23 protein-coding genes are annotated in these 22,346 nt (G+C 45.3%); 13 read left to right on the top strand and 10 right to left on the bottom strand.

Annotated features, from left to right (window positions below):
* The first annotated feature begins 74 nt into the window (after nt 1–74).
* The 8 genes from IDJ77_RS16710 (at nt 75) to IDJ77_RS16675 (ending at nt 7,064) form a co-directional block, all read left to right on the top strand.
* Nucleotides 75–410 (top strand): DUF6616 family protein, encoded by a 336-nt coding sequence (locus tag IDJ77_RS16710; protein WP_191190109.1) that lies wholly within the window; start codon nt 75–77, stop codon nt 408–410.
* A gap of 114 nt (nt 411–524) precedes the next feature.
* Nucleotides 525–1,082, top strand: coding sequence for a hypothetical protein (locus IDJ77_RS16705; RefSeq protein ID WP_191190108.1), 558 nt, complete (start codon nt 525–527; stop codon nt 1,080–1,082).
* A gap of 191 nt (nt 1,083–1,273) precedes the next feature.
* Nucleotides 1,274–3,520: a CRTAC1 family protein gene (locus IDJ77_RS16700; RefSeq protein ID WP_224751132.1), complete on the top strand. Its 2,247-nt coding sequence runs from the start codon at nt 1,274–1,276 to the stop codon at nt 3,518–3,520.
* A gap of 112 nt (nt 3,521–3,632) precedes the next feature.
* Complete coding sequence (locus IDJ77_RS16695) at nt 3,633–4,013, top strand: hypothetical protein (RefSeq protein WP_191190107.1); 381 nt, start codon at nt 3,633–3,635, stop codon at nt 4,011–4,013.
* 116 nt (nt 4,014–4,129) lie between these two features.
* Nucleotides 4,130–5,086 (top strand): nitrilase family protein, encoded by a 957-nt coding sequence (locus IDJ77_RS16690; RefSeq protein WP_191190106.1) that lies wholly within the window; start codon nt 4,130–4,132, stop codon nt 5,084–5,086.
* Nucleotides 5,087–5,140: 54 nt separating this feature from the next.
* Nucleotides 5,141–5,647 (top strand): GbsR/MarR family transcriptional regulator, encoded by a 507-nt coding sequence (locus tag IDJ77_RS16685; protein ID WP_191190105.1) that lies wholly within the window; start codon nt 5,141–5,143, stop codon nt 5,645–5,647.
* A 61-nt stretch (nt 5,648–5,708) separates the two neighbouring features.
* Nucleotides 5,709–6,620 carry an SRPBCC family protein gene (locus IDJ77_RS16680; RefSeq protein ID WP_191190104.1) on the top strand — a complete coding sequence of 304 codons (912 nt, stop codon included), beginning with the start codon at nt 5,709–5,711 and terminating at the stop codon, nt 6,618–6,620.
* The gene (locus IDJ77_RS16675; protein WP_191190103.1) at nt 6,621–7,064 is read left to right on the top strand and encodes a luciferase domain-containing protein; all 444 of its coding nucleotides are present in this window, start codon (nt 6,621–6,623) and stop codon (nt 7,062–7,064) included.
* A gap of 12 nt (nt 7,065–7,076) precedes the next feature.
* Here IDJ77_RS16675 and IDJ77_RS16670 read toward each other — a convergent pair whose 3' ends face one another.
* A complete protein-coding gene (locus IDJ77_RS16670) occupies nt 7,077–7,886 on the bottom strand; it encodes a diguanylate cyclase (protein ID WP_191190102.1) in 810 nt (269 codons plus the stop codon).
* A 299-nt stretch (nt 7,887–8,185) separates the two neighbouring features.
* Here IDJ77_RS16670 and IDJ77_RS16665 point away from each other — a divergent pair, with 299 nt between their 5' ends.
* Nucleotides 8,186–9,289: a PAS domain-containing sensor histidine kinase gene (locus tag IDJ77_RS16665; RefSeq protein ID WP_191190101.1), complete on the top strand. Its 1,104-nt coding sequence runs from the start codon at nt 8,186–8,188 to the stop codon at nt 9,287–9,289.
* Nucleotides 9,290–9,335: 46 nt separating this feature from the next.
* Here the strand turns inward: IDJ77_RS16665 and IDJ77_RS16660 are convergent, their stop codons facing one another.
* Nucleotides 9,336–10,145, bottom strand: coding sequence for a lysophospholipid acyltransferase family protein (locus IDJ77_RS16660; protein WP_191190100.1), 810 nt, complete (start codon nt 10,143–10,145; stop codon nt 9,336–9,338).
* 180 nt (nt 10,146–10,325) lie between these two features.
* Between IDJ77_RS16660 and IDJ77_RS16655 the strand changes: the two genes are divergently transcribed.
* On the top strand, nt 10,326–11,534 hold the full coding sequence (locus tag IDJ77_RS16655; RefSeq protein WP_224751131.1) for a hypothetical protein: 1,209 nt from the start codon (nt 10,326–10,328) through the stop codon (nt 11,532–11,534).
* 31 nt (nt 11,535–11,565) lie between these two features.
* On the opposite strand, the gene IDJ77_RS16650 is transcribed toward IDJ77_RS16655, so the two are convergent.
* From IDJ77_RS16650 to IDJ77_RS16630, 5 genes are all read right to left on the bottom strand, one after another.
* A complete protein-coding gene (locus tag IDJ77_RS16650) occupies nt 11,566–11,997 on the bottom strand; it encodes a putative toxin-antitoxin system toxin component, PIN family (protein WP_191190099.1) in 432 nt (143 codons plus the stop codon).
* Nucleotides 11,984–12,196, bottom strand: a complete 213-nt coding sequence (locus tag IDJ77_RS16645) for a hypothetical protein (protein ID WP_224751130.1) — start codon at nt 12,194–12,196, stop codon at nt 11,984–11,986. Before IDJ77_RS16645 ends, IDJ77_RS16650 begins: the two co-directional genes overlap by 14 nt.
* A gap of 66 nt (nt 12,197–12,262) precedes the next feature.
* Nucleotides 12,263–13,156, bottom strand: a complete 894-nt coding sequence (locus IDJ77_RS16640) for an alpha/beta fold hydrolase (protein WP_191190098.1) — start codon at nt 13,154–13,156, stop codon at nt 12,263–12,265.
* Nucleotides 13,157–13,159: 3 nt separating this feature from the next.
* The gene (locus IDJ77_RS16635; RefSeq protein WP_191190097.1) at nt 13,160–13,648 is read right to left on the bottom strand and encodes an SRPBCC family protein; all 489 of its coding nucleotides are present in this window, start codon (nt 13,646–13,648) and stop codon (nt 13,160–13,162) included.
* Nucleotides 13,635–13,976, bottom strand: a complete 342-nt coding sequence (locus tag IDJ77_RS16630) for an ArsR/SmtB family transcription factor (protein WP_191190096.1) — start codon at nt 13,974–13,976, stop codon at nt 13,635–13,637. Before IDJ77_RS16630 ends, IDJ77_RS16635 begins: the two co-directional genes overlap by 14 nt.
* Before the next feature lie 178 nt (nt 13,977–14,154).
* On the opposite strand from IDJ77_RS16630, the gene IDJ77_RS16625 reads away from it, so the two are divergent.
* Complete coding sequence (locus tag IDJ77_RS16625) at nt 14,155–14,937, top strand: hypothetical protein (protein WP_191190095.1); 783 nt, start codon at nt 14,155–14,157, stop codon at nt 14,935–14,937.
* Between the two features lie 120 nt (nt 14,938–15,057).
* Here the strand turns inward: IDJ77_RS16625 and IDJ77_RS16620 are convergent, their stop codons facing one another.
* Nucleotides 15,058–16,476 carry an ATP-binding protein gene (locus IDJ77_RS16620; protein WP_191190094.1) on the bottom strand — a complete coding sequence of 473 codons (1,419 nt, stop codon included), beginning with the start codon at nt 16,474–16,476 and terminating at the stop codon, nt 15,058–15,060.
* Between the two features lie 365 nt (nt 16,477–16,841).
* Between IDJ77_RS16620 and IDJ77_RS16615 the strand changes: the two genes are divergently transcribed.
* Nucleotides 16,842–17,231: a DoxX family protein gene (locus IDJ77_RS16615; protein WP_191190093.1), complete on the top strand. Its 390-nt coding sequence runs from the start codon at nt 16,842–16,844 to the stop codon at nt 17,229–17,231.
* A gap of 76 nt (nt 17,232–17,307) precedes the next feature.
* On the opposite strand, the gene IDJ77_RS16610 is transcribed toward IDJ77_RS16615, so the two are convergent.
* Nucleotides 17,308–18,921, bottom strand: coding sequence for an AGE family epimerase/isomerase (locus tag IDJ77_RS16610; RefSeq protein WP_191190092.1), 1,614 nt, complete (start codon nt 18,919–18,921; stop codon nt 17,308–17,310).
* A 1-nt stretch (nt 18,922) separates the two neighbouring features.
* Nucleotides 18,923–21,427, bottom strand: coding sequence for a glycoside hydrolase family 9 protein (locus IDJ77_RS16605; protein ID WP_191190091.1), 2,505 nt, complete (start codon nt 21,425–21,427; stop codon nt 18,923–18,925).
* A 414-nt stretch (nt 21,428–21,841) separates the two neighbouring features.
* Here IDJ77_RS16605 and IDJ77_RS16600 point away from each other — a divergent pair, with 414 nt between their 5' ends.
* Entirely contained in the window at nt 21,842–22,234 is a 393-nt protein-coding gene (locus IDJ77_RS16600) for a DoxX family membrane protein (protein ID WP_191190090.1), read from the top strand.
* Nucleotides 22,235–22,346: the final 112 nt, after the last annotated feature.

Below are 22,346 nucleotides of genomic sequence, written 5' to 3'. Positions count from 1 at the left end.
TTATTTAATTACGATAAACTAATTAATGTGCTTTAAATCAGTATTATTGCTTTACCAAATAAAAACCAGGCAAAATGAAATTTTACATAGAGGTATGGTCGGCCAAACAGGCCTGGCGCGATCTGAGTATTGAAGAAAGAGGCGCGTACATGGGGCAGGTTGGTCCCGCTGTTCAGCAACTGATGGAGCAGGGCGTAGAAATAGTTACCTGGAGCGATAACGATGTTGATACCGTTGAACGCCTTGGATATGATTTTTTTGCCATATGGAAATTCCCTACGGATGAGTTAGCCAAATCATTTGAAGCATTGGTAACGGGTGCCGGCTGGTACAATTATTTCGACCAGTTGAACCTCAAAGGCAACCCGGCCGGCCCGGCAGATATTATTGAGAAGCTCATTAATATTTAATAGCAGTTAATTTTTACTGGTTTTTTAACATTAAGTTATATTCTTATTAAGAATAATTTTGAAAAGCGATAGAAATTTGCCAACTTTAGGCATCTATTAAATACCTGTGTTCTGTTGAAAAAGCCTATCGCTATATTTTTGCTTGCTATCCTGTTGTTCAACATCGGGGGGCAATTGCTTTTTCATCAATATTTTACTTATAAATGCGATAGATTCTTTAACCAGCAGATAGCCCAGAACCATTACAATTTAAAAGACCTTACCGAAGTAAAGATCGCCGTAAACCTGCCAAACCTTGGCGACGATGCCGATTACGAGGACATTGCCGGGCAAATAAATTTTGAGAGCAGCAGTTACAACTATGTAAAAATGAAGCTCACCAAAACGGCCATGTACCTTATGTGCGTGCCCAATTACGAAACCACCAAACTTTCGGGTCAAAACATCATCGAGGCCAGGGGTATTAAAGATATGCCCGTCCCCAAAAAAAATCATGTGCCCTTTGGCAAGCTTTTGCTTGTGGCTTATAGCCACCAGCATCTGCAATACCGGTTCGCTACCCCCATTGTCACTACGTTCAAAAAAATACATCCACATATACAGCAGGATATCTCCAGCTCCAGCATTGAAGGCCCCGGGCAACCACCGGACGGCCCTGGCATTCTTTCCTGAATTTTATTTAATGTTAGCCGTTTGATATAACGGGAGTTTGCAATGCATAGCGCTGTAAACCCCGGCTATGCTTAACATTCAAAACACGTAATCCAATTTCTTAACCGGCAACCCACTATGGGCTGCCCATATTAACATGATGCCGCTGCGGGCCCATTTACCGGCTTGCAGCATAAGATGTATTACCCAAAATGAAAAACAATATAAAATATATAGGCGCGGGCGTGCTTTTTGTCGCCATGTTTGTGGTCATTATCGCATTCAGCCGCCGCACTACTTCGCACCAGGAAATGGTGACGTTGCTGGCCAACCTGTCTAAAGAGAACCGTAACCCAAGAAACTCATTTTGCCCCGAGGTAAAACTCGATTCGCTCGACTCTATCCTAACTGTTAGCCCTCCGGGCAGTAATTTAGATGTGCTTTACTCCAAAGCAGAATTATCGCTGGAAGTGGGCAAGGAGCAACAGTCTGTTGATGCATACAAATATTTATTGCAGAACGTAGATTATATGTCGCTAAGAGAAATGATGCCCTTTGCCGGCATAGCCTATATGCGCCTGGGCGAACGGAGCAATTGTATGCTTAACCATACAGGATCATCCTGTATATTCCCGATAAAAGATGACGGTGTGCACCGGCTGCAAACGGGCTCTAAAAAAGCCATCGAGATTTACGAGGCTGTTTTAAAAGCCGACCCGCACGATCTGCAATCGCGCTGGCTGCTCAACATCGCTTACATGACGCTGGGACAATACCCTAAAGGTGTACCCGAACAATTTTTGATCAAGGGGCTTGATTCTGATACCACCGAAAAGGTAAAGCCTTTTGTTGATGTTGCAGAAGGGCTGGGGATTAATATTAATGGCCGCGCAGGCGGTGTAATTACCGATGATTTTAATAACGACGGCTACATTGATATCATTACTTCCGGCTGGGACCTGGAAGACCCCATGCATTATTTTCAGAACAACCGTAACGGTACGTTCAGCAACGTTACCGAGAAAGCCGGGCTCACCGGGATAACAGGCGGGCTCAACATCCAGCAAACCGATTATAACAACGACGGCAACATTGATATTTTTGTGCTGCGGGGCGCCTGGCTTAGGGACGGTTTTGGCAATCAGCCATCCTCGCTTTTGCGCAATAACGGCGACGGCACCTTTACCGATGTGACCACCGAAAGCGGGCTGCTGTATTTTCACCCAACCCAGGCAGCCACCTGGGCCGATTTTAATAACGATGGCTGGCTGGATGTATTTATAGGTACCGAAAACCTGCCGGTAATGGATGGCGGCGGCATGCACCAATGTATGTTATACCTCAATAACAAAAATGGCACGTTTACCAATGTGGCCGCATTGGCGCATTGTAACCTGGAGGGCTACGTAAAAGGCGTTACCTCGGCAGATTACAATAAAGACGGCAGGATGGATGTTTTCCTATCGACCATGGATGGTAAAAAACATCTGCTTAAAAACAAAACCAAACCGGGTGGCATGGTTGATTTTGAAGAGACTACCGAAGAAGCCGGGCTTGCTAATAATAAAGAGCGCAGCTTTACTACCTGGTTTTTTGATTTTGATAACGATGGTTGGCAGGACATTGTAGTAAGCGATTATAACTTTACCACCTCCCTGGGCTATTACTCGGCCGCCAAGGCTTTGGGCCAGCCTGTCCCGCTGGCGGGCAACGTGTTTTTATACCGTAACAACCATAACGGGAAGTTTACCGACGTTACCGTTAAGGCGGGGCTGGATAAGGTGGTATACAGCATGGGCGGTAATTTTGGCGATATTGATAACGATGGCTACCCCGATATGTATTTTGGTACGGGTAACCCCGATTTTAAATCGCTGGTGCCAAATAAGCTTTTCCGCAATATAGGCGGCAAGCGTTTTGCTGATGTTACTACTTCGTCGCGCCTGGGTAATTTGCAAAAAGGCCACGGCGTTGCTTTTGCCGATTTCAGGAACACCGGTGTGCAGGATATTTATGCCGAGATGGGCGGCGCCTACAAAGGCGATTCGTACACCAGTTCGCTGTACCTTAACCCCGGGCAAAGCAACAACAACTGGATAAGCCTGAAGCTGGAAGGGGTGAAGGCCAATAAAGCAGCTATAGGCAGCCATATTAAACTATCCTTTACCGAAAATGGGGTAAAGCGCAGCGTTTATAAGGACGTAAACTCGGGCGGCAGTTTCGGCTCTTCGCCTTTACAGCAGGAGATAGGCATTGGCCAGGCTACAGTAATTGATGAACTTGAAATAACCTGGGCCGGCAGCCAAACGGTGCAGCGGTTTAAGAACGTAAAGCCTAACCAGTTTTTGCAAATAACGGAGGGCGACGCGAATTTAAAGGTAAAACAGCTGGCAAAACTCGTTTTTAAAAATAAGAAAGGTATGCCTATATGCGCGCCTTTAACGGCGAGCCTTAAATAATGATAATGTGCTTGTAGTTAATCGGTTGCGTTAATATTTTGGATTATTTAAATAATATTAAAACTAAATACTAATTTTATAAATTATTAGAAAATACGTAAATCCATAAATCATGAAAAAAATAATGTTAATGTGCTGCCTGTTCTTAGGCTTAACAGTAGCGGCTAATGCACAAAGCCGCCCCGGCACTACAGATCCTGTTGAAAAGGCAAAGGAATTGCAACAGCAGTTAAAATTAACCGATGCGCAAACCGCTAAAATTGCGGCTATTTACACCGAATCGGCACAAAAATTTGATAAAATTAAAGTGGCCCATAAAGGTAATAACGATAAAATGCTGGTTGCTATCCGCCCTTTGCGCGCAACTACCGTTAAAAAAATTAAAGCTGTTTTAACTACTGCACAGGTTACCAAATACGAAAAAATGGTAAGCGGCAAAGATAAAGCAAGCACCGGCTGGAGCGATGGCTGGAGCTCTACCGCCTCAAACTAATTTTTGCGAAAGCATTTCTGTAAAGCCGTTTCATAGCAGTATGAAGCGGCTTTTTTGTTTACCGGCATGGGCTTAAACTATCCGTATGTTATTACATTTGTGCATAACCATAAGCCATGCAGCCCATAAAAATTGCTACAGCCCAGTTCGAGAATAAAAGCGGCGACAAAGCCTATAACCTCTCTGTAATAAAACAGTTAACCGCCAAAGCCGCTGCCGAAGGAGCCGACGTAATTGCTTTTCACGAATGCAGTGTTACGGGTTACAGTTTTGCAAGGCACCTTACCCGCGACCAGCTTTTAGACGTGTGCGAAGCTATACCGGACGGCCCGAGCGTAAAGGAATTGACGGCTTATGCTGCTGAATATGATATCGCCATACTGGCAGGCCTGTTTGAGCGCGATGCTGCCGGTGATATTTACAAGGCTTATATATGTGTGGATAAAAACGGCCTGGTTGCCAAACACCGCAAGCTGCATCCGTTCATCAACCCGCATATAAAACCGGGCAATACCTATACCGTATTTCAGCTTTTGGGGTGGACATGCGGCATCCTCATCTGCTACGATAACAATATTATAGAGAACGTAAGGGCAACCGCATTGTTAGGAGCCGATATCCTTTTTATGCCGCACGTAACCATGTGTACACCATCTACCCGGCCCGGAGCCGGTTTTGTGGATGCCGAATTGTGGAAGGACAAGGAAACGAACAAGCACATTTTACGCGAAGAGTTTACCGGCCTAAAAGGGCGCGCCTGGCTGATGAAATGGCTGCCGGCCCGCGCTTATGATAACGCCCTTTATGCCGTGTTTTCAAACCCGATAGGTATGGACGACGACCAGCTGAAGAACGGCTGCTCGATGATCCTCGATCCTTATGGCGATATTATAGCCGAATGTGCCAGCCTGGATAACGAGATAGTCATAGCCGAAATTAATGCCGATGCTTTAACAAAAGCCGGTGGCTACCGTTACCGGAAGGCGCGCCGGCCACAGCTGTATGCCGATATTATTGGCCAGCCGCACCAAAGCGAACAAAAGGTAGTTTGGTTAAATACGGGAGAGCAATAAACAAATAAACTTTCAAATTGTTTTGAAAGTTAAATAACATACATATATTTGTATATGCAATTACCAGAGGCAAAAGGCAAGTTTATAGAGGCATGGGGTAAATTAGGATCGGAGTGGGGGATAAACCGCACTATGGCGCAGGTGCATGCGCTGCTTTTGGTGAGCCCAAATGAGCTGACCACCGAAGAGATCATGGAAGAGCTGAAGATCTCGCGCGGTAATGCTAACATGACCCTGCGCGACCTCATCAGCTGGGGCCTGGTAGAAAAACAACATAAGGCCGGCGAACGTAAAGAGTATTTTTATGCTGATAAAGATACCTGGAATATTGCCCGCCAGGTAGCCAAAGAGCGCCGCAAACGCGAACTGGACCCCATTATTAAGATACTGGACGAGCTAAGCAAGGTAGAAGGTGACAGCAAGGACGAGGCTTTTAAAACTTTTAATAAATCGGTTACCGATATAAACAAGCTGGCCAAAAACGTGGATAAAACGCTGGAGACCATGCTGAAGGCAGAGGAGAACTGGTTTTGGAAATCCATCTTTAAAATGTTTAAGTAAACATTTTTTTTGTCGCTATATTTCAAATATTACTGAAAATTTAATTATAACCTTATCACACATGAATAGAATATTTACACCAAAGGTTAACGGGTATTTGTTTTCCAACGCCATGGGCTTTGCTATTATCTGGCTATCCAAATATCTGTCGGGGCCGAGCGGCAACGGTGTGCTTATTTTTTCGGAATTTACCATCGTCCCGTTTTTGATCGGGTTTATCAGCGCTTGGTTTTGGCGCAACGATAAAATAGATAGCATGACCCTGGTATCCAGGTGCGTTCTTACCTGCTTTATAGCTATCATGTTAACAGTAATTCTTTTTGCCGAAGGCATAATTTGCCTGGTTATTGTATCGCCTTTGGTGTGGTCTTTTATTGTAGCCGGGGCTTTTACGGGCCGCGCCATGTTCCGGCATAATAATGACACCCTGAACGTAAGTGTTGTTTTGGCGCTGCTTGTTGTGTTTGTGATAGATTCTACCTCGGTACACCATTATGAGAACATGGTTGCCGATAAAATAGTGATCAACGCGCCGGTAAGCAAGGTTTGGAAAAACGTGGTGGCCTACAAGCGCAATACCTCGCCCGATAAATACTGGCTGTTTAAGATGGGTATGCCCAGCCCGGTAGAATCTACCACCGAAGGTTATTACGTTGGTGCCAAACGGAAATGTATTTTTAGCAACGGCTATGTTTTTGATGAAAAGATAGTGGTGTACCAGGAGAACAAGAATCTCACTTTCGATATCACCGAACAACCGCGCGACCCGGAGATAATGGGGCATATTGATATCCTGCGCGGGCAATTTTTATTGCAGGATAACGGCAATAATACCACAACCGTAATTGGCAACAGCTGGTACCGGCTTTACGTTTTCCCGGTATGGTATTACGATATTTGGGCAAAAAGCATTACCCGCAATGTGCATTTAAGAGTGATGGAGCATATTAAACAAATAAGCGAGGTGAAGTAGATGCTCAGGTTTGTAACCCAATATTTTGGCTTTTTAAAAGCGGTGCCTGGCGCCGCGTTGGTATTTGATGCCTGGCTGCGCATAGCAACCCTCTTTACTCATCCGGACGTGTCCGGCTATATCGATAGCATAGAACGCGAGGTTTCCGGCTGGGATAATATCTGTACGGGTATCCACAAATACGGCGGCATGCGGTTTAATTGCGCAAAGCACGAACTTGGGCATATCCACAGCAATGGTTTGCTGGATATGCTTTTCACCAGGGAAATGAAAAAGCAGCTAATGGCTGCCGATGATCGCGTGACACATCATCATGTTTTTAAAAACACAGGCTGGATAAGCTTTTATATCAAAACCGAAGCGGATGCCGCATATGCGGTTAACTTACTAAAGATGGCATACGACGGATACAAAGTTAAAGAAAGCGTTAGCGCCTGCAATTAGCTTAAGAGGGTATTAGTCGCTCTTCCTTTTCTGCTCCGTTTCGCCGATAAATACGGTGAGTTCCCTGATATAGCTATCCAGGGATTGCGCAGACCTTTTAAGAAAAATAACCATCTTTTTTAACTGAAACGGCGAATTAAGAAAGCCACCAATGATACTGGTGATGCCTAATATATTGGCTACCGGCTGGCGCACCTTATGCGAAGTGATGAACATCATTTCTTCCATGCTTTTGACATAGTCTTTTAAATATTCTTCGGCTTTTTTTAATTCCTGGTAGGCAGATGCCAGTTCGTTGGCACGTTTTTCTTTTTCTTTGTTTTGGTAGGCAAGTTCTTTGTTTGCGATGATCAGTTCCTCGGCACGTTTTTCTTTTTCTTCATTTTGATAAGTAAGCTCGTGATTGGCAATGATGAGTTCCGCAGCCCGCGCTTCCTTTTCATCATTTTGATAAGCGAGCTCTTTATTGGCCACTATGAGTTCTGCCGCCCGTTTTTCTTTCTCGTTATTCTGAAAAATAAGCTCATGGTTGGCAATGATGAGTTCTTCGGCCCGCTTGCTTTTTTCTTCATGCTGGTAAGCCAGTTCCATGTTGGCGATGACCAGCTCTGCCGCCCGCGCCTCTTTTTCTTCATTCTGGTAAGCAAGCTCTTGGTTGGCGATGATCAGCTCGGCGGCACGTTTTTCTCTCTCGCTATTTTGAAACGCAAGCTCTTTGTTGGCAATGATCAGTTCAGCGGCACGCTTTTCTTTTTCTTCATTTTGAAGGGCCAGTTCTTTATTGGCAATTATAAGTTCGGTGGATGTATTCGTTTTATCCATTTTGTATCGGCGTAGGTTAGTGTGCCATGGGCACAAAAGAAAAATCTATTATTGTGGAAGAATAAAGGCAATCTTTTGCTAAAGCGTAAGTTAAAAATGCCTTTTCCTAACAGGTAAGTAAATATAGGAATTATGAATAAAACTCGCTCCCTAATTCCTGCCCCGCGAAAAATATTAAAATGAATATTTATAACTGTTAGGATAAATTTACCGTAATAGTGAGCGGATATTATAACTATTAGTTTTACAAATGTTATTTATCCAGCGCTTCATCCCTGTTAATACGTAAACTTATACTCATGTCAGCTCCTGTTTTTAATTCCGCCGGTAAAGCGTCCAAAAATTATAACCTCGAGCTTTTCTTTGAGCTTTCGCCCGATCTTTTATGCATAGCCGGCTATGATGGCTTTTTTAAACGGATAAACCCAACGGTAGCTAAAACATTGGGTTACAGCAACGAGGAATTGTTTGCCAGCCCCATTAATTCGTTTGTACACCCGGATGACCAGCAACTGACCGCCAACAGCCGGCAAAATCTTACTAAAAACGTGCCGCTGCTCAACTTCGAGAACAGGTACCTAACCAAAACCGGGGAGGTGGTTTGGTTATCATGGACATCCATGCCCATAGAGAACGAACAAGTGGTTTTTGCCATCGCCAAAAATATCACCCATAAAAAGAAGCAGGAAGAGGCGCGTAATACCGAGATAGCTAACCTTACCCGTAACAATAACGACCTGAAACAGCTTACGTACGCTACCTCGCACGATCTTCGCTCGCCGGTGGGTAATTTGCTATCGGTATTTAGTATGCTGAACGTTAGCAAAATTAAGGACCGGGAGACCCTGGAGTTTATAGGGATGCTTAAAACCGCGACAAATAATTTAAAGGATACCCTGAACGGCTATATGGATGCATTAAAACAGAATAATGTTTTAAACGCAACGGTAGAAACATTGAACCTGGATGAATGCCTTGCTGCAGTATTATTATCACTACGCGCCTTTTTAAAGGATTCGAGGGCGGTTATCGACGTTGATTTTTCTGAGCTGCCCACCGTGAAGTTCAATAAAGTTTACCTGGAGAGTGTTTTTTTGAACCTGATCACCAATTCGGTAAAATACGCGCAACCGGATAGCGTCCCCATGATCATTATTCGCTCGCACCACCGCAACGGTGTCAGCGAATTGGTTTATACCGATCAGGGGCGGGGCTTTGATATGGAAAAAGTACAAGACAGGCTATTCGGTTTTAGTCAAAAATTCCACAACGATGAAAATATAGACAGTAAGGGCATCGGGTTGTATTTAATTTATAACCACATTACCAGTCTTGGTGGCCGTATTACTATTGACAGCGAAGTGAATAAGGGCGCCCGGTTTACCATCTCCTTTAGAAATTAATAGCCATTATAACGGCGCATCTTGGGGGCATAAGCCTTTTTGCCGCCTATTTTAAACCGCTACCCATCGCATAGGTTTTTTCGCGCAGGTAACTTAGCGTAGTGCCGTTATTGTTGTGTTCTACAACCTCGCCCGGAAATATGGGCTGGCCTATTTTAACGTATAATTTATGCCCGCGTTTGTTAAACAGCTGCGAAAAAAGCATAATGGTTTGTAATGAAGGATGTATGAACCTGGCCAGGCTAAACAACAGGCCGTTGTTGCCGTGGAAATATACCGGAAGGATAGGCTGGTTTGCTTTCGCGATGATCTTGCCTACCACCGGGTGCCATTCTTTATCGGTTATTTTCTTGCTCTTAAGGCAATAGGATGAAACCTCCCCGGCCGGAAAAATGGCCACCGGCACACCCTCTTTTAATACTTTAAGGGTGGTTTTCAACCCGCTGATACTGGATGCATCTTTGATGTTTTCGAATGGGTTTACAGCGATGATATGATCGGCAAGGTTTGGGACCTTCTTCAGCAAAAAATTACCCATGAACAGGGTTTCGGGGCGTTTTTTCACCAGTATGCTCAGCAAGGCCAACGATTCGATAGCGCCGTACGGATGATTAGCAACCGTAATAAAAGCGCCATCGGCAGGTATATGGCTAAGCGCCTCATCATCAACTACGATAGTAACCCCTAATATTTTAAGCAGGTGATCGGCAAACGCCACACCTTTTAACGCCCTGGCGTTTTCCATCATGCTGTTAAAAGCATCAATTTTTAGGGCGTTCATTAAAAACGAAGAGAGCAGGGGGAGGCCATTTATGCCGGCTGCCTTAGAAAAATCTGCTTTGGAAATGGCGGGCATAGTTTCGGGAGATTATCCTGCAAAAGTAGCTAACTGATGTTAACTGAAAGTATCAATACTATTAAGTTGGATTACGGCACAGATTTGGTGTTTTTAAGCGTTAGAATAATTTAAGTGTTAATTCTTTGTTATTATTAAGTTAATTATTTGTAAATTTAAACTACCAATTATAAATCTAAATTGTACTGTCTTGTTAAAACATATTTCACCTGCCTGGTGGTTTTTTTCCTGTGCTGCTTAAACGCACGGGCAGATGACCAGCGGATATGTTTTGAATTTTACAACGGTACCTTCAACAGCCAGATAGACAGGGCGCTGATACTGGATGTGCCCGCGCAATTATCCCAGGCATCAGTAAAAGATTTTTACAGGCAACTTAACGCCGGCAATTACCAGCCGGTTATAGATTCGTTAACTGCTTACAAAAACCGATACCAGTTAAACGACTGGCTGTATTACCAGCTCATCCGCAAAACGGCGCAGCAAATAAGCCCCAAAACAGATAACTACGGGCGGTATACTTTATATAAATGGTTCCTGCTGGCAAAAAGCGGTTACGATGCCCGGCTGGCGCTCACCGGCGATAATAAGGTAATATTTTATGTGCTGAATGATGAGGATATATCAGATATCCCTTCGTTTAAAGTAGATGGTGAAAAATATATGTGCCTCAACTACCACGATTATGTCCGCGCCGATATCAACCAGTATCCGCCTGTGCCGGTAATGTTAAACATCCCCGAGGCAAAAAAAGCATTCTCCTACAAAGTTACCCGGATGCCAAATTTTAAGGCAGCCGATTATCAGGAGAAAGAACTGCAATTTACCTATCGCCACAAGGTTTACTATTTCAACATCAAACTGAACCCTGATGTGGAAACCATTTTTATGAATTACCCGGGCGTAGACTTTGAAACTTACTTTAATATCCCGCTGAGTAAGGAAACGTATAGTTCGCTTATCCCCCTGTTGAAACAAAATTTAAAGGGTATGAACCAAAAAAAGGGGGTTGATTACCTGATGCACTTTACCCGTTATGCTTTTTTATACGAGGATGATGAAGATAACTACGGTAAAGAAAAGCGCCTCTCGCCGGAGGAAACACTGTTTGCCAAGTACAGCGATTGTGATGATCGCGCCGCTTTATTCTTCTATCTCGTAAAGGAAATTTACAACCTGCCGATGATAGCACTGCTATACCCAACCCATATTACCATGGCTGTGCAATTTAGCAAGCCGGTAGGCAGCCCCATTGTTTATAAGGGCAACACCTACTCCGTTTGCGAGCCCACCCCGCAGCGGGGAGACCTGCGCATTGGGCAGATCTCTGCGAAGTTGAAAAACGTTCCGTACGAGGTGGTTTACCAGTACGTGCCGCAAGTGAAATAATTAGAGATGAAATATTACTGTTATTGAGGTTTCAGTCGTCGATCTCCAAAACTTGTTTGAACTGATGTATATCCAATATTGGGATGCGAGGAAATGCAACGGTTTTGAGGATGTTAAAGTGATGATCGTGAGTAATAATGTAATCAGCATTTGCAGCGAATGCGCAATCAACAAATTTGTTATCGTCGTCGTCGGCTGTAATTAAATTTAATTGATAGTGAATGTTGGTGAATAAAACATTTGGGAGCTCTGTGAGCGACCGGCTGACATCTAAGGCCGCTTGCTCATTCCAATGGATGCCAATTTTTTCCTCATATTCTAACAATATATCCTGCGTAACTGCAAGTTGAAATCTGCCTTGTAACAAAGCCTGGTAAACCCAGTTGTATTTTGAACGACGCGATACGGAAACTAATAAAATATTAGTGTCGATGACAACGATTAAATCGTTAATTTCCCTCATTTAGCCATTTATCCATATCATCATCAGTCAGGCCTTTTTTATCCCATATTTTATCAGCCTTATCCATAGCTCTTTCTGCAAAGAAGCGGGCGAGTACAGTTTTCAGTTCTTTAAGGTCATTGTCAGATAAGTTGGTGCCAAGCAATTTCATCAGCTCCATCTGTGCGTTACTTAATGGATATTTTAGAGTATTCATCATTTCAATTATTATGGCTTAAGCAAATTTACATTTATTTATTCATACAAAATAAATGCCTTTATGAAACTATTCTTCCAAAAATTCTTCCACCAGCGCCACGATTAATTCAGGCACTTTGCTGCCTTTTTTGCCGTTTACCAGTTCGCCTAGATACTCACCATGGCCGCCGGGAAAGACGGCGAGTTTGGAACCGGCTATTAGGTGCGTTATTTCTACAGCATGTTCGGGCGGGGCAACATCGGCATCGCCGGTGATAATAAGGGCCGGGACCTTTATAGAACGAATAGCATCATCGGGCCAGCCTTTAAAATGCTGCATGCGGTAAAGTGATTTATCGTGCATGTTTTGCAGCGCCTGTGGAGATGGGTTGATAGAACGGAACTCATCTTTGTACTGTTGCGGCATATCCTTAAATGTAGCCTTGCTCATAAAATCCCAAAACCAGGGGTTGGCACCTTCGCGCTTGGTAAACGCCGAGGCCACTACTATTTTGCGCGTAAGCTGCGGGTAGCTCATGGCTATTTGAAGCGTGGTGTGCCCGCCATTGCTAAAGCCCATAAAATCGGCCTGTTTAATGCCCAGCTGTTTGAGCAGTTCGGCAACATCGGCGGCGTCCTGTTCAAAAGAGTAGGGCGCGTTACGGTCGCTGGTGTGGCCGTTGCCTTGCAATTCTACAGCAATTACCTGCCTGTGCTGTGCAAAAAGCAGCAGCGAGCGCCCAAAGGTGGTGCGGATGGTAGAGCCGCCGCCATGGATCAATACAAGCGGCATCCCTTTGCCATGGATCTCGTAATACATCTTAATGCCGTTTACCTCTTTATATCCGCTGATGCTGTCTGGTTTCATGGCTGTAGTGTTTGGTGTTGAAATTTTATTGTTGGTGGTATCCCCACATGCACAAGCAAAAAGGACAATGCTCAGCAGGCAAAGCACCCGCACTCTAATTGATGTTGTCTTCATACCTCAGGATATTAAGCTATCTAAATTGTTAAACATCTGCAGCCAGCTTTGGTAAGCACCTGTTTGTTTAGCCAGCTCTTCGGGTACGGTTTGGTGCAGTGTGAAACTGCATTTATCGCCAATGGCTTTAAAAGTTACCGTGGTGATGATGGTACCCGGCCATTTCTCATCCTTGCCCGAGTCGGCCAGGCGGTTCCCTTCCGGGTCGGTGATGTAGATGGAGAATACCAACTTTTCCGGGTAAACAACCTCCAGGTATTCTCCTTTGCACCAGCAATCGCCATAAGTTGGGTTATGGATGTAGGTTTGGAAGGTGCCGCCGGGTGTTACATCCATCGATAGGATGTCTATGGTACAATCATCGGGCGCGTACCAGTGTTTCAATTGTTCCGGCTCTGTCCATGCTTTAAATACCACTTCGCGCGGGGCATCGCACAGGTGGCTTATCCAAACTTCTTTTGGTTTAGTTTCGGTGTTTTTACTTTGTTCCATCTGTTGTAGGTTTTGCTTGTATTTCGGTTAAATAATTGTCAAGCGCGGTAAAGCGGCCGGCCCATAGTTTTTTCGATTCGGTTACCCAATCGGTCACTTCTGTGAGCTGATCGAGTTTGGCCTCGCAAAAACGTTCGCGCCCCTGTCGGCGAATGGTAACCAGACCGCATTCGGTTAAAATTTTGATATGGTTTGATACCGCCTGCCGGCTGATGGCAAAGGTTTCGGCCACGGCATTCAAATTCATGGCTTCAGCAGCAATGCGGCTGATAATCTGGCGGCGGGTAGGGTCGGCAATGGCCTGGAAAACATCTCTTCTAACGATCATATGCAAGTATATGGTTGCAAATATAAATGCAATCATTTGATTGCGCAAGGGGTATTTTGACTTTTTTTTGCTGAAGATGCAAATGCAGGTTACCTGGTTATTAGTTTAATTTATTTACAACTTGCTGATTAATAAGTTTATAATGTATATTTATATAATAAACCAAAACCTTTAAACAATGGCAACTACAACAGCACAAAACGGCAATCAGCCCGACAGGGCGAAAGAGGCAGACAATAACCTGGTATTCTCTTACCTCACCTTGCGTAACCTGATAGGTTTCAGCGGCTTGTTGTTACCGGTATTAGTGGCCATTTATCCGTCAAGGCCATCCGCGTACCATAATTTTGAGCCCTCCATCAGCGATTATTTTTATACCGACCGGGGCGATATTTTGGTAGTAACACTTTGTATAATAGGTGTTTTTTTGTTTACCTATAAGGGTTATACCTGGATAGAAAGGGGCTTAACGTTGTTAGCTGGGGTAGCAGGTATTGGCGTGGCCTTTGTGCCCACAAAACAAGTTTGTTTGCCTTGTACCCTAAGTGTACATACAAACAGCGGTGGCGTAATTGGCCCAATGGCGGGCGAAAACACCCATTTTATTTTTGCAGCTACTTTTTTGGGTTGCCTGGCAATTATGTCATTAGTGTATTTTCCAAAAACAAGCGCCACTTCCACAAAAAAGAACGGTAAGCTTACTCAAAAGGCAAAAAGAAACAGGGTATATAAAATATGTGGTTGGATAATGGTAGCAAGCCTGGCGGTTTTGGGCGTTTATTTCATTTTTTATAAGAAAATTGATTTAGGGGCTTTTCCGATCGTGTATGTGTTTGAAACGATAGCGGTTGAGGCTTTTGCGGTATCGTGGCTTACCAAAGGCGAAACACTTTGGCCGGATGGCCAGCATTATATGGTAAAAGCCTACCTGGACACAAGAGACGCTATGCGAAAAAAATAGTAAACTTACCGGGTGTTCCTGAAGGTCGAGATAAAAACAGGGGCGGAAGAAAGCGCATGCAAGTATTCGGCATGGATGTAGTGCAAGTTTCCGGTTTAATTGGAGATAAGCCCGAATGAATTAACTAATGGCTGATTGATTAACCTCCTGCGGTTCTAAAGGCAGGTAAAAATGGAAACTACTGCCTTTGCCCGGTTCGCTTTCTATGGTAAAACTGCCATTGTGCTTTTTAATAATTTCTGATGCGATATAAAGCCCAAGGCCAACACCCTGGTAATGCATGGCAGTTTTACTTACCCGGTAAAAACGTTTAAATAACTGGTTGATATCTTCTTTTGCAATGCCTATTCCAAAATCCTGCACTATCACTATTATGCGGCCGGCTTCCACCTCTGCTTTTACAAGTACCAATGATGAGTTTGGCGAATATTTAATGGCATTATTCAGCAGGTTAACCATCACCTGCTCTATCCGGAACTGGTCGCCCATGTAGCGGATATCAATGTCATTTTCCAGCAGTATCTGGTGTTGATTTGATGTTTGCTGCACATTAAAAATGCTGTTGACCAGCGCATCCGCGAAATTGAACTCGGTGATGTTAAGGTCAATTTGCCCGGCGTTTATCTTGGTAACATCAAGCAGATCTTCTATTAACCTTTCCAGCCGTTTTATGCTGTGGCTGGCGTTTAATATAAAGGCGTAGCTTTTATCGGTTTTGTTGACTGTTTTCTCCAGCAGCTGGTTAATGGCTTTTATACTGGTTAAGGGTGTTTTAAACTCGTGGCTTACTATGTTGAAAAATTCGTCCTTTTTTGCTTCCGCTTCTGCCCGTCTCACTTTTTCCCTTGCCTGTATCAATAGTTCGGTATCGGCAATGATCAGTTCCTGCGCCCGCTTCTCCTTTTCTTCATTCTGAAAGATCAATTCGGTATTGGCAATAGCTAATTCAGCAGCCCTGTTTTCTTTTTCCTGGTTTTGAAAGATCAGCTCGGCATTAGCAATGATCAGTTCGGCCGCCCTCTTTTCCTTCTCCTGGTTTTGAAAAACCAGCTCGGCATTTGCAATGATCAATTCAGCTGCCCGTTTCTCTTTCTCCTGGTTTTGGAATATCAGTTCGGTATTCGCTAAGAGCAACTCGGCGGCCCGTTTTTCTTTCTCACGGTTTTGAAAACTGAGTTGGGCGTAAGCAATGGCCAGTTCGGCAGCGCGTTTCTCTTTCTCTTCATTTTGAAAAACCAGTTCTATATTGGCGATGATGAGCTCCGCTGCCCGCTTTTCTTTTTCCTCGTATAAAAGATCGAGTTTTTTATTTGCGGAGATGAGTTCTTTTGCACGTTTCAGTTTTTCGGAATTTTGAAAATCGAGCTCTTTATTGGCGATGGCCAGTTCATTTGCCCGTTTTATTTTTTCCTCGTTTTGAAGGTCGAGTTCGATGTTGGCGAGGATCAGCTCTGCAGCCAGTTTTGCTTTTTCCTGGTTTTGAATAACCAATTCGCGATTAGCAAAGATCAATTCATCCGATAGGTCTCTTTTATCCATAATTAGGGCCAACTGTTGTCGTTTTAGTGCGTGCTAATCCCCGTCCGAACGGAAAGATGCAATTATGGTAAGTGATTTTGAGCTGCTATACTTAAAAAGACCGGATTTTCACAAGGTACACAAAAGCCATGCTATTTGCGGCTATTTAATTTCAGTAAAAACAAAGCGCCATAAAATGGAAGCATTTTATGGCGCTTACAAGCATGGCTGTTAGCCCGGGCGCTATTGGCGCTTTACTATGGCGATATGTCCCCCTTGTTTTAAATGGGCATTTGGGGCGCATTTATACACCCTTATTATGTCGTATTCACACCTTTGCGATGCGGTTTTATGATGGTAATTTTACTCAACAAAAAATTTAAACCATGACCGAAACTAAATCAATCTCAAAATCAGCCCTATGGGCCGGTTGGATCATCAGCGGACTAATTATAGCATTTTACCTTTTTGATGCAATTGGTAAAATCGTTAAAGAAAAGCATTCGGTAGACGGCAGCGTAGCGCTTGGCTGGCCGATAGAACACATCCCGACTATTGGCTTTATTTTATTGGCGTGTACTATCCTTTACGCCATTCCGCGTACATCAGTATTAGGTGCCGTATTAATTACTGGCTACCTTGGCGGCGCGGTTGCTGTTATGATGCGGACGCCGGGGCAACCTTACTTATTCCCCTTTTTATTTGGTGCATTAACCTGGGCAGGCATCTATTTCCGCAATACAAAATTGCAAGCGCTGGTAAAAGGAGAGGCTTAGCAATTGCCATTCGGGCTTGTTCGCGTTCGGCAGGTAGCGCGAACAGCCCGAACAAGCCCGAACAAAGATGTTGTGCTTATTTTTTTAATGTTGCCGGCATCGATTCATTCTCCTCAAGGTCGACCGATTTAACCGAAAGTTTCCCCTTAGGCCAGGCTTGCCCGGTTAGGGGTTGCCAATGCGTTAGCGGGGTAAAGGCTATGCGTTGGCCGTTTAAATAAATATTATACCCATAAAGTCCAGTATTGTCTTTAGCTGCCTGCCAGCTCAACTGTTTCCGGTTGCCAAAACCTTTAAAAGATATCTTTTGTGGCGCGGTTGGTGCCTGTTTATCGGGCTGCAGGCGGTTGGTGCAATTGATAAAGGCGCGTAAAACGTGGTAAGTGCCTTTCCAGATCTGCCCTTTTAAGGCTGCTTTGTAATTGGGCTGTTTATCAATCCCGCCCTGGTACCAGTCGCCATGTTCGTGATCTATCAGGTAGGTTTGCGTATAGTTCCACAACTTGTAAAACTTTTGGCCGTATTGCAGGCTGTCCGTTGGGTACATATCATCAAACATCAACAGGGTATTCAAGCCTTCGGCCTGTGCCCACCAGTTTTTGGTATCGGCAATAATGGTGATGCCGGGTTTGTCCTTAAAGTAATAGCCTTCATCGTAAAAGCCGCCGGTGGTGTTATCCCAGCCGTTTTTCAGCGCGTGGTCTACCATGCGCTTGGCCACGGTGTGGGTAGTTACATCATTTTTCAGCCCTAACAGGTGCGATGCTTCCAGCATTAAATAGGCGGTTTCTACATCGTGCCCAAAGGAAACATGGTCCAGCCCCCGGTGGCTCAGGATATAAGCTTCCGATGAGTCGCGGTTATTAACCGGTGTCCAGTCGGGCTGAAAGAACAGGGTGAGGTTACCTTTTGGCGTAACAATTTTATCGCGGATGAGAAACAGCATTTCCTGGAGGCGTTCCTTCAATAGTTTATCCGGCCAAACGCGGTACAGTTCGGTAAAAGCTTCCAGCAGGTGGATGGAGGTATTCTGGTCCTTATAGCCTGTTTCGGCACGTGATGGGGTAGCAGCTGTCCGCTTTATCGGCGTACCATCCAGCTCCATGTGCTGGTAATAACCTTTGTACACCGGGTCGTGGGCGTGCTGCTCCAGCCAGTTAAATTGTTTTATAGCGAGGTTGAGCGCGCTGGTATCGCCGCTTTGGTGATAATAGGCGGCTATAGCATAAAGGGCGAAAGAATTTCCATAGGCTTCCTTCGGAGCGAAGCCGCCGTTTTTTGGCTTACCCTGCCTGTCGGTATACGTATAAAAGCCGCCGTATTGCTTATCCCACAAAACGTTCTTTAAAAATTGAAAACCCTGCGCCGCGCCCTTGCTGTAATAGCTAACGGATGGATATAACTCCGCCGCCCGGGCGTTGCTCCAAACATGGCGTGCCTGGGTAACGATCATTTTATCCTGCGCGCCCTGCGGCTTAAAATCAAAAGAGAATGTGCTTAAAAAGCCGCCGTAAGTGGTATCGATAGCGGCGGGGTACCATTGCTTCAGCAATTCATCCACCATCGATCTTTTCATTTCGCCATAAACCTGCTTGCGGGTATTGGTTACCGGGGATTGCGCGTAACTGTAGCTGCCCGTGGTTAGGAATACAGCTGCTGCAATGCCAAACTTTTTTAGGATAGAGGCCATGCTACGGTTTTTTCTTGTTCAACAAATGGTCCGCCGCCAAAACTAAAAACAGGTAATCAGACGTGCCCCCGCCCAATACATATTCGCCTTGCTGCCACAGGTATGGCCAATCCAGCAGTTCCGGGAAATCGGGCCTTATCAAGGCCGTTCCCGATGCGCTGCCGCCGGGGATATACGAGCGGTCGGCACGGTTAAAGCCATAGGCCGTAGTCATCGATCTCGCCCCAACGCCGGATACGAAAGATGAGGTGTTCGAGCCCGGGTGGCAGCCCAAAATAAAGTTGATGGAATTGAGCATATATTCATCGCTGAAGATCTGCGGGAAATTTGTGCAAAGGAAGTATTGTTTGTAACCAAAGTTTTGGATGCCCCAGCCAGCTCCCCAGATGTTGGGTTCGTAAGGCACCCCATATGGGGTTTTTAGGCCCTGCTGCTGTATGTTGGCATACATTTTTTTAACCGCTGCGGTGATAGCCTCGGTATAGGCCGGGTCGTTAACCGCTTTTAGGGTTCGGCCAACCATCCAGCCGGTATTGTCGATACGTTGGGCGATCAGGTCCTTATTTTTCACCAGGAAGTCGGCGTACTTTTTATCGCCGGTGGTAAGCAATAGTTCCACGGCAAGGGGTACAAAGCGGCCAATGTTTTTATCGTTGGTTTTATTCCAAACCTCGGTAGCTATTTGCAGGCATTGCGTGGCGAGGGTATCGTTGTAACCCTTCATTACCCTGCTGGCGGCGGCTAAAGCAACAGCGGTTTGCAGACTGCGGCCGGTGTTCTCTTCGGTGAATACCCAACGATCATCTGCAGGTGCGGGTTTATTTAAAATAGGATCGGTATTTACGCCGTTGGTTTTGTACGGGAGATTATCGGTAAGGTTGGCGGCATCGCCCAGCAAAACGTACTGGCGGATGGTAGGCTCGATGATACCGCGATAGAACCTGCCCATGGCCTGGTAGCCGCCGGTAATGGTAAGCAAGCCATGCTCTATCTGCTGCAGCATATCGGGTTTGCCGTCGGGTTGCTGGATCTCTACGGTGTGGTTGTCTTGATCGATTGTGGTGTTATCATAATCTACATGGAAAGCTTCATAAGCTAAGGTTAAACCGTGAACGGTTTCAGCCTGCGATTCTACACGGATATCAAAATCACCGGCATCGTGCCAGGCACCGCGGTTAAGAAAAGGTACATTATCGCCGGGATTAAACTTGGTTAGGGTAGAGTGGCCCTGGATGTAGCCATCGAAATGGTTGGAGTCGATAGGGGCCATACGGGCATCATCCATGTGGCAGAGGCCGTGCCATACCCGGTATTTATCGTTTACGCGCATGTGGCACATCTGCGCCGGTAAAAAATATTCCAGCGTAGGCTGCCAAACATCATTCGTAAAAACCTTGCTGCCTATCTGGAACGGACTGCTTTGATACTTGCCATATTTAACCACGTACATCCCCGGTTTTTTAACCGTCGAAAAATCGAAACGCAGGTAATGGTAACGCAAAAAGTTACCCCATTCGGCAGGGACTTGTGTAATGGTGGCTTCCAGGCCACCGTTCTCTTTTACGCGGAGTAAAGAAACCTGCTGTTTTTGCTTGTCGTTCTTATCCAGTTCTATCACCGCAATTTTTTGCTGATCGGGGTGGTAACCCACCTGCGATACCTGCACCACCGGCGGCGATAACCAGCCTTTTATGGCATTTGGCGTAACCAGCCATTCAATAGCACCCTTTGTTGCCCCTTTGGCAATTAGCGAGCGTACTACAAACCAGCCATTGTTGTGTTTGCTGCGGCCATCCAGTAGTTGCAGCTTATCGCTCTTCAGGTTTTCTATTACCATGCGCTGCGCATCAGACTCGGGGGCGATTGTTATTTTCTTGCCGCTGGCGATAGCCTCGGTCTCGTAAACGCCCTCTTTATCTTTCAGCATCTGGCTGTTTGATTGCTGCGGAAAAACGCCAAACTGCTCATCGGCGTAAAACGATTTGCCGAATAAAATGCCGGGGTACAATTCTATATTAAAACCCACTTTACCTATCCAGGCATCGGGCAGAGGTTTATCCAGGTCGATAATGATCTTAAAGGCATTGCCAACCGGCAACACGCGGATGTTGTAGGCAAAATTCAGATCGGGATAAATGATGGGGTTAAAACCTTTGCGGTTTATCTCGGGGTTGGGGTACTCCATGCGTACGCTTATCTCGTGCGTAGCTTTGTTCACCACGCGCTTACCCACCTTAGGTATGGGCGACCATTGCCCCGGCGTGGGCTCCAGCCGCAGATCGCCGTTGGTGGCGGTGCGCTGCCCGTTCTGGATAATGCCCACACCCCCCTGGTGCCCTTCGGGGTAAAAATCGTGCGCCAGCATTACGTTTACGCTGCCATATTCCAGGTATTCCAGGCTGTTGAGCACCATGCCCGGTTTTTTGGCGGTGGATTGCGCTTTTACTTGATGGATGCCGGTAAAGCACAGCAAACCCGCGGCAATTAGAGTAAATTTAATTTTCATAGCAATTTAGGAGTGGCCGGATTTGGATGTTTTTCGGCCACGGTAAAATTAGCCGATGGCGAAACGGCCCTGTAATACTATTTGATCAATTTTATGCAAATAATGTTAAGCGGAGAATTGCTTTAGCCTTCATATGCTTACAATCCAGTTTTTTCGCGTGGCTATTTAACTCACCCCGACGGCACTATCGTGCGTCGGCCCTCTCTCCGCAAGCGGAAAGAGGGCTTAGAATACCTTTATTCTCCTCACCCTCTTTGCGAAGCAGAGAGGGTCGAACAGCGAAGCGTATTCGGGGTGAGTCAACTCGGCGGGCGAATTAGCCGGTATGCACAATCTTTTTTAAAACCGGCTTTGTATTTGAAAATGTGCTTCTAATTACCAATTTTTGAATGCAGTCAATTAACCCACGCCCCCGTGAAAATTACCGTTTTAATATCCCGTATACTCCTTGGCTTTTTATACCTCGTGTTCGGACTCGATTACTTCTTTCGTTTTATTCCTGTGCAGCCCATTCACCCTGGGGTAACGGGCGCTTTTATTGCCGGGTTAAAAGGCATCGGGTACTTTTACCCCATGATGAAGGTGATACAGATAGTAGGTGGCTTATCGCTGATGTTTAACCGCTATGCACCATTTTCTGCCGTGGTGCTTTTCCCTATCAGTTTAAATGTGCTGCTGTTTCACACCATTCTGGTGCCTTCGGGATGGCTGATGGGCGTGTTTTTGTTTGTACCGAATGTGTTGCTGGGCATTGGCTGGAAAAAATATTACAGCGGCATGTTTACCGCCAAAGCGGTTGTTGAGTAAGCGGCGGCCGTCCAATCCGTCTAATATTTTAAAGTAGACGCATTGGACACCCCCGGATGCCTGGTTTTGATGTAATTGGAAAAATAAAATACCTAACTTTACCAATACCTCA

The organism is Mucilaginibacter pankratovii (assembly GCF_014773265.1).
Lineage (GTDB): Bacteria > Bacteroidota > Bacteroidia > Sphingobacteriales > Sphingobacteriaceae > Mucilaginibacter > Mucilaginibacter pankratovii.
The sequence above is the reverse complement of the archived record's forward strand: the minus strand, read 5'-3'. Positions and strand labels throughout refer to the sequence as shown.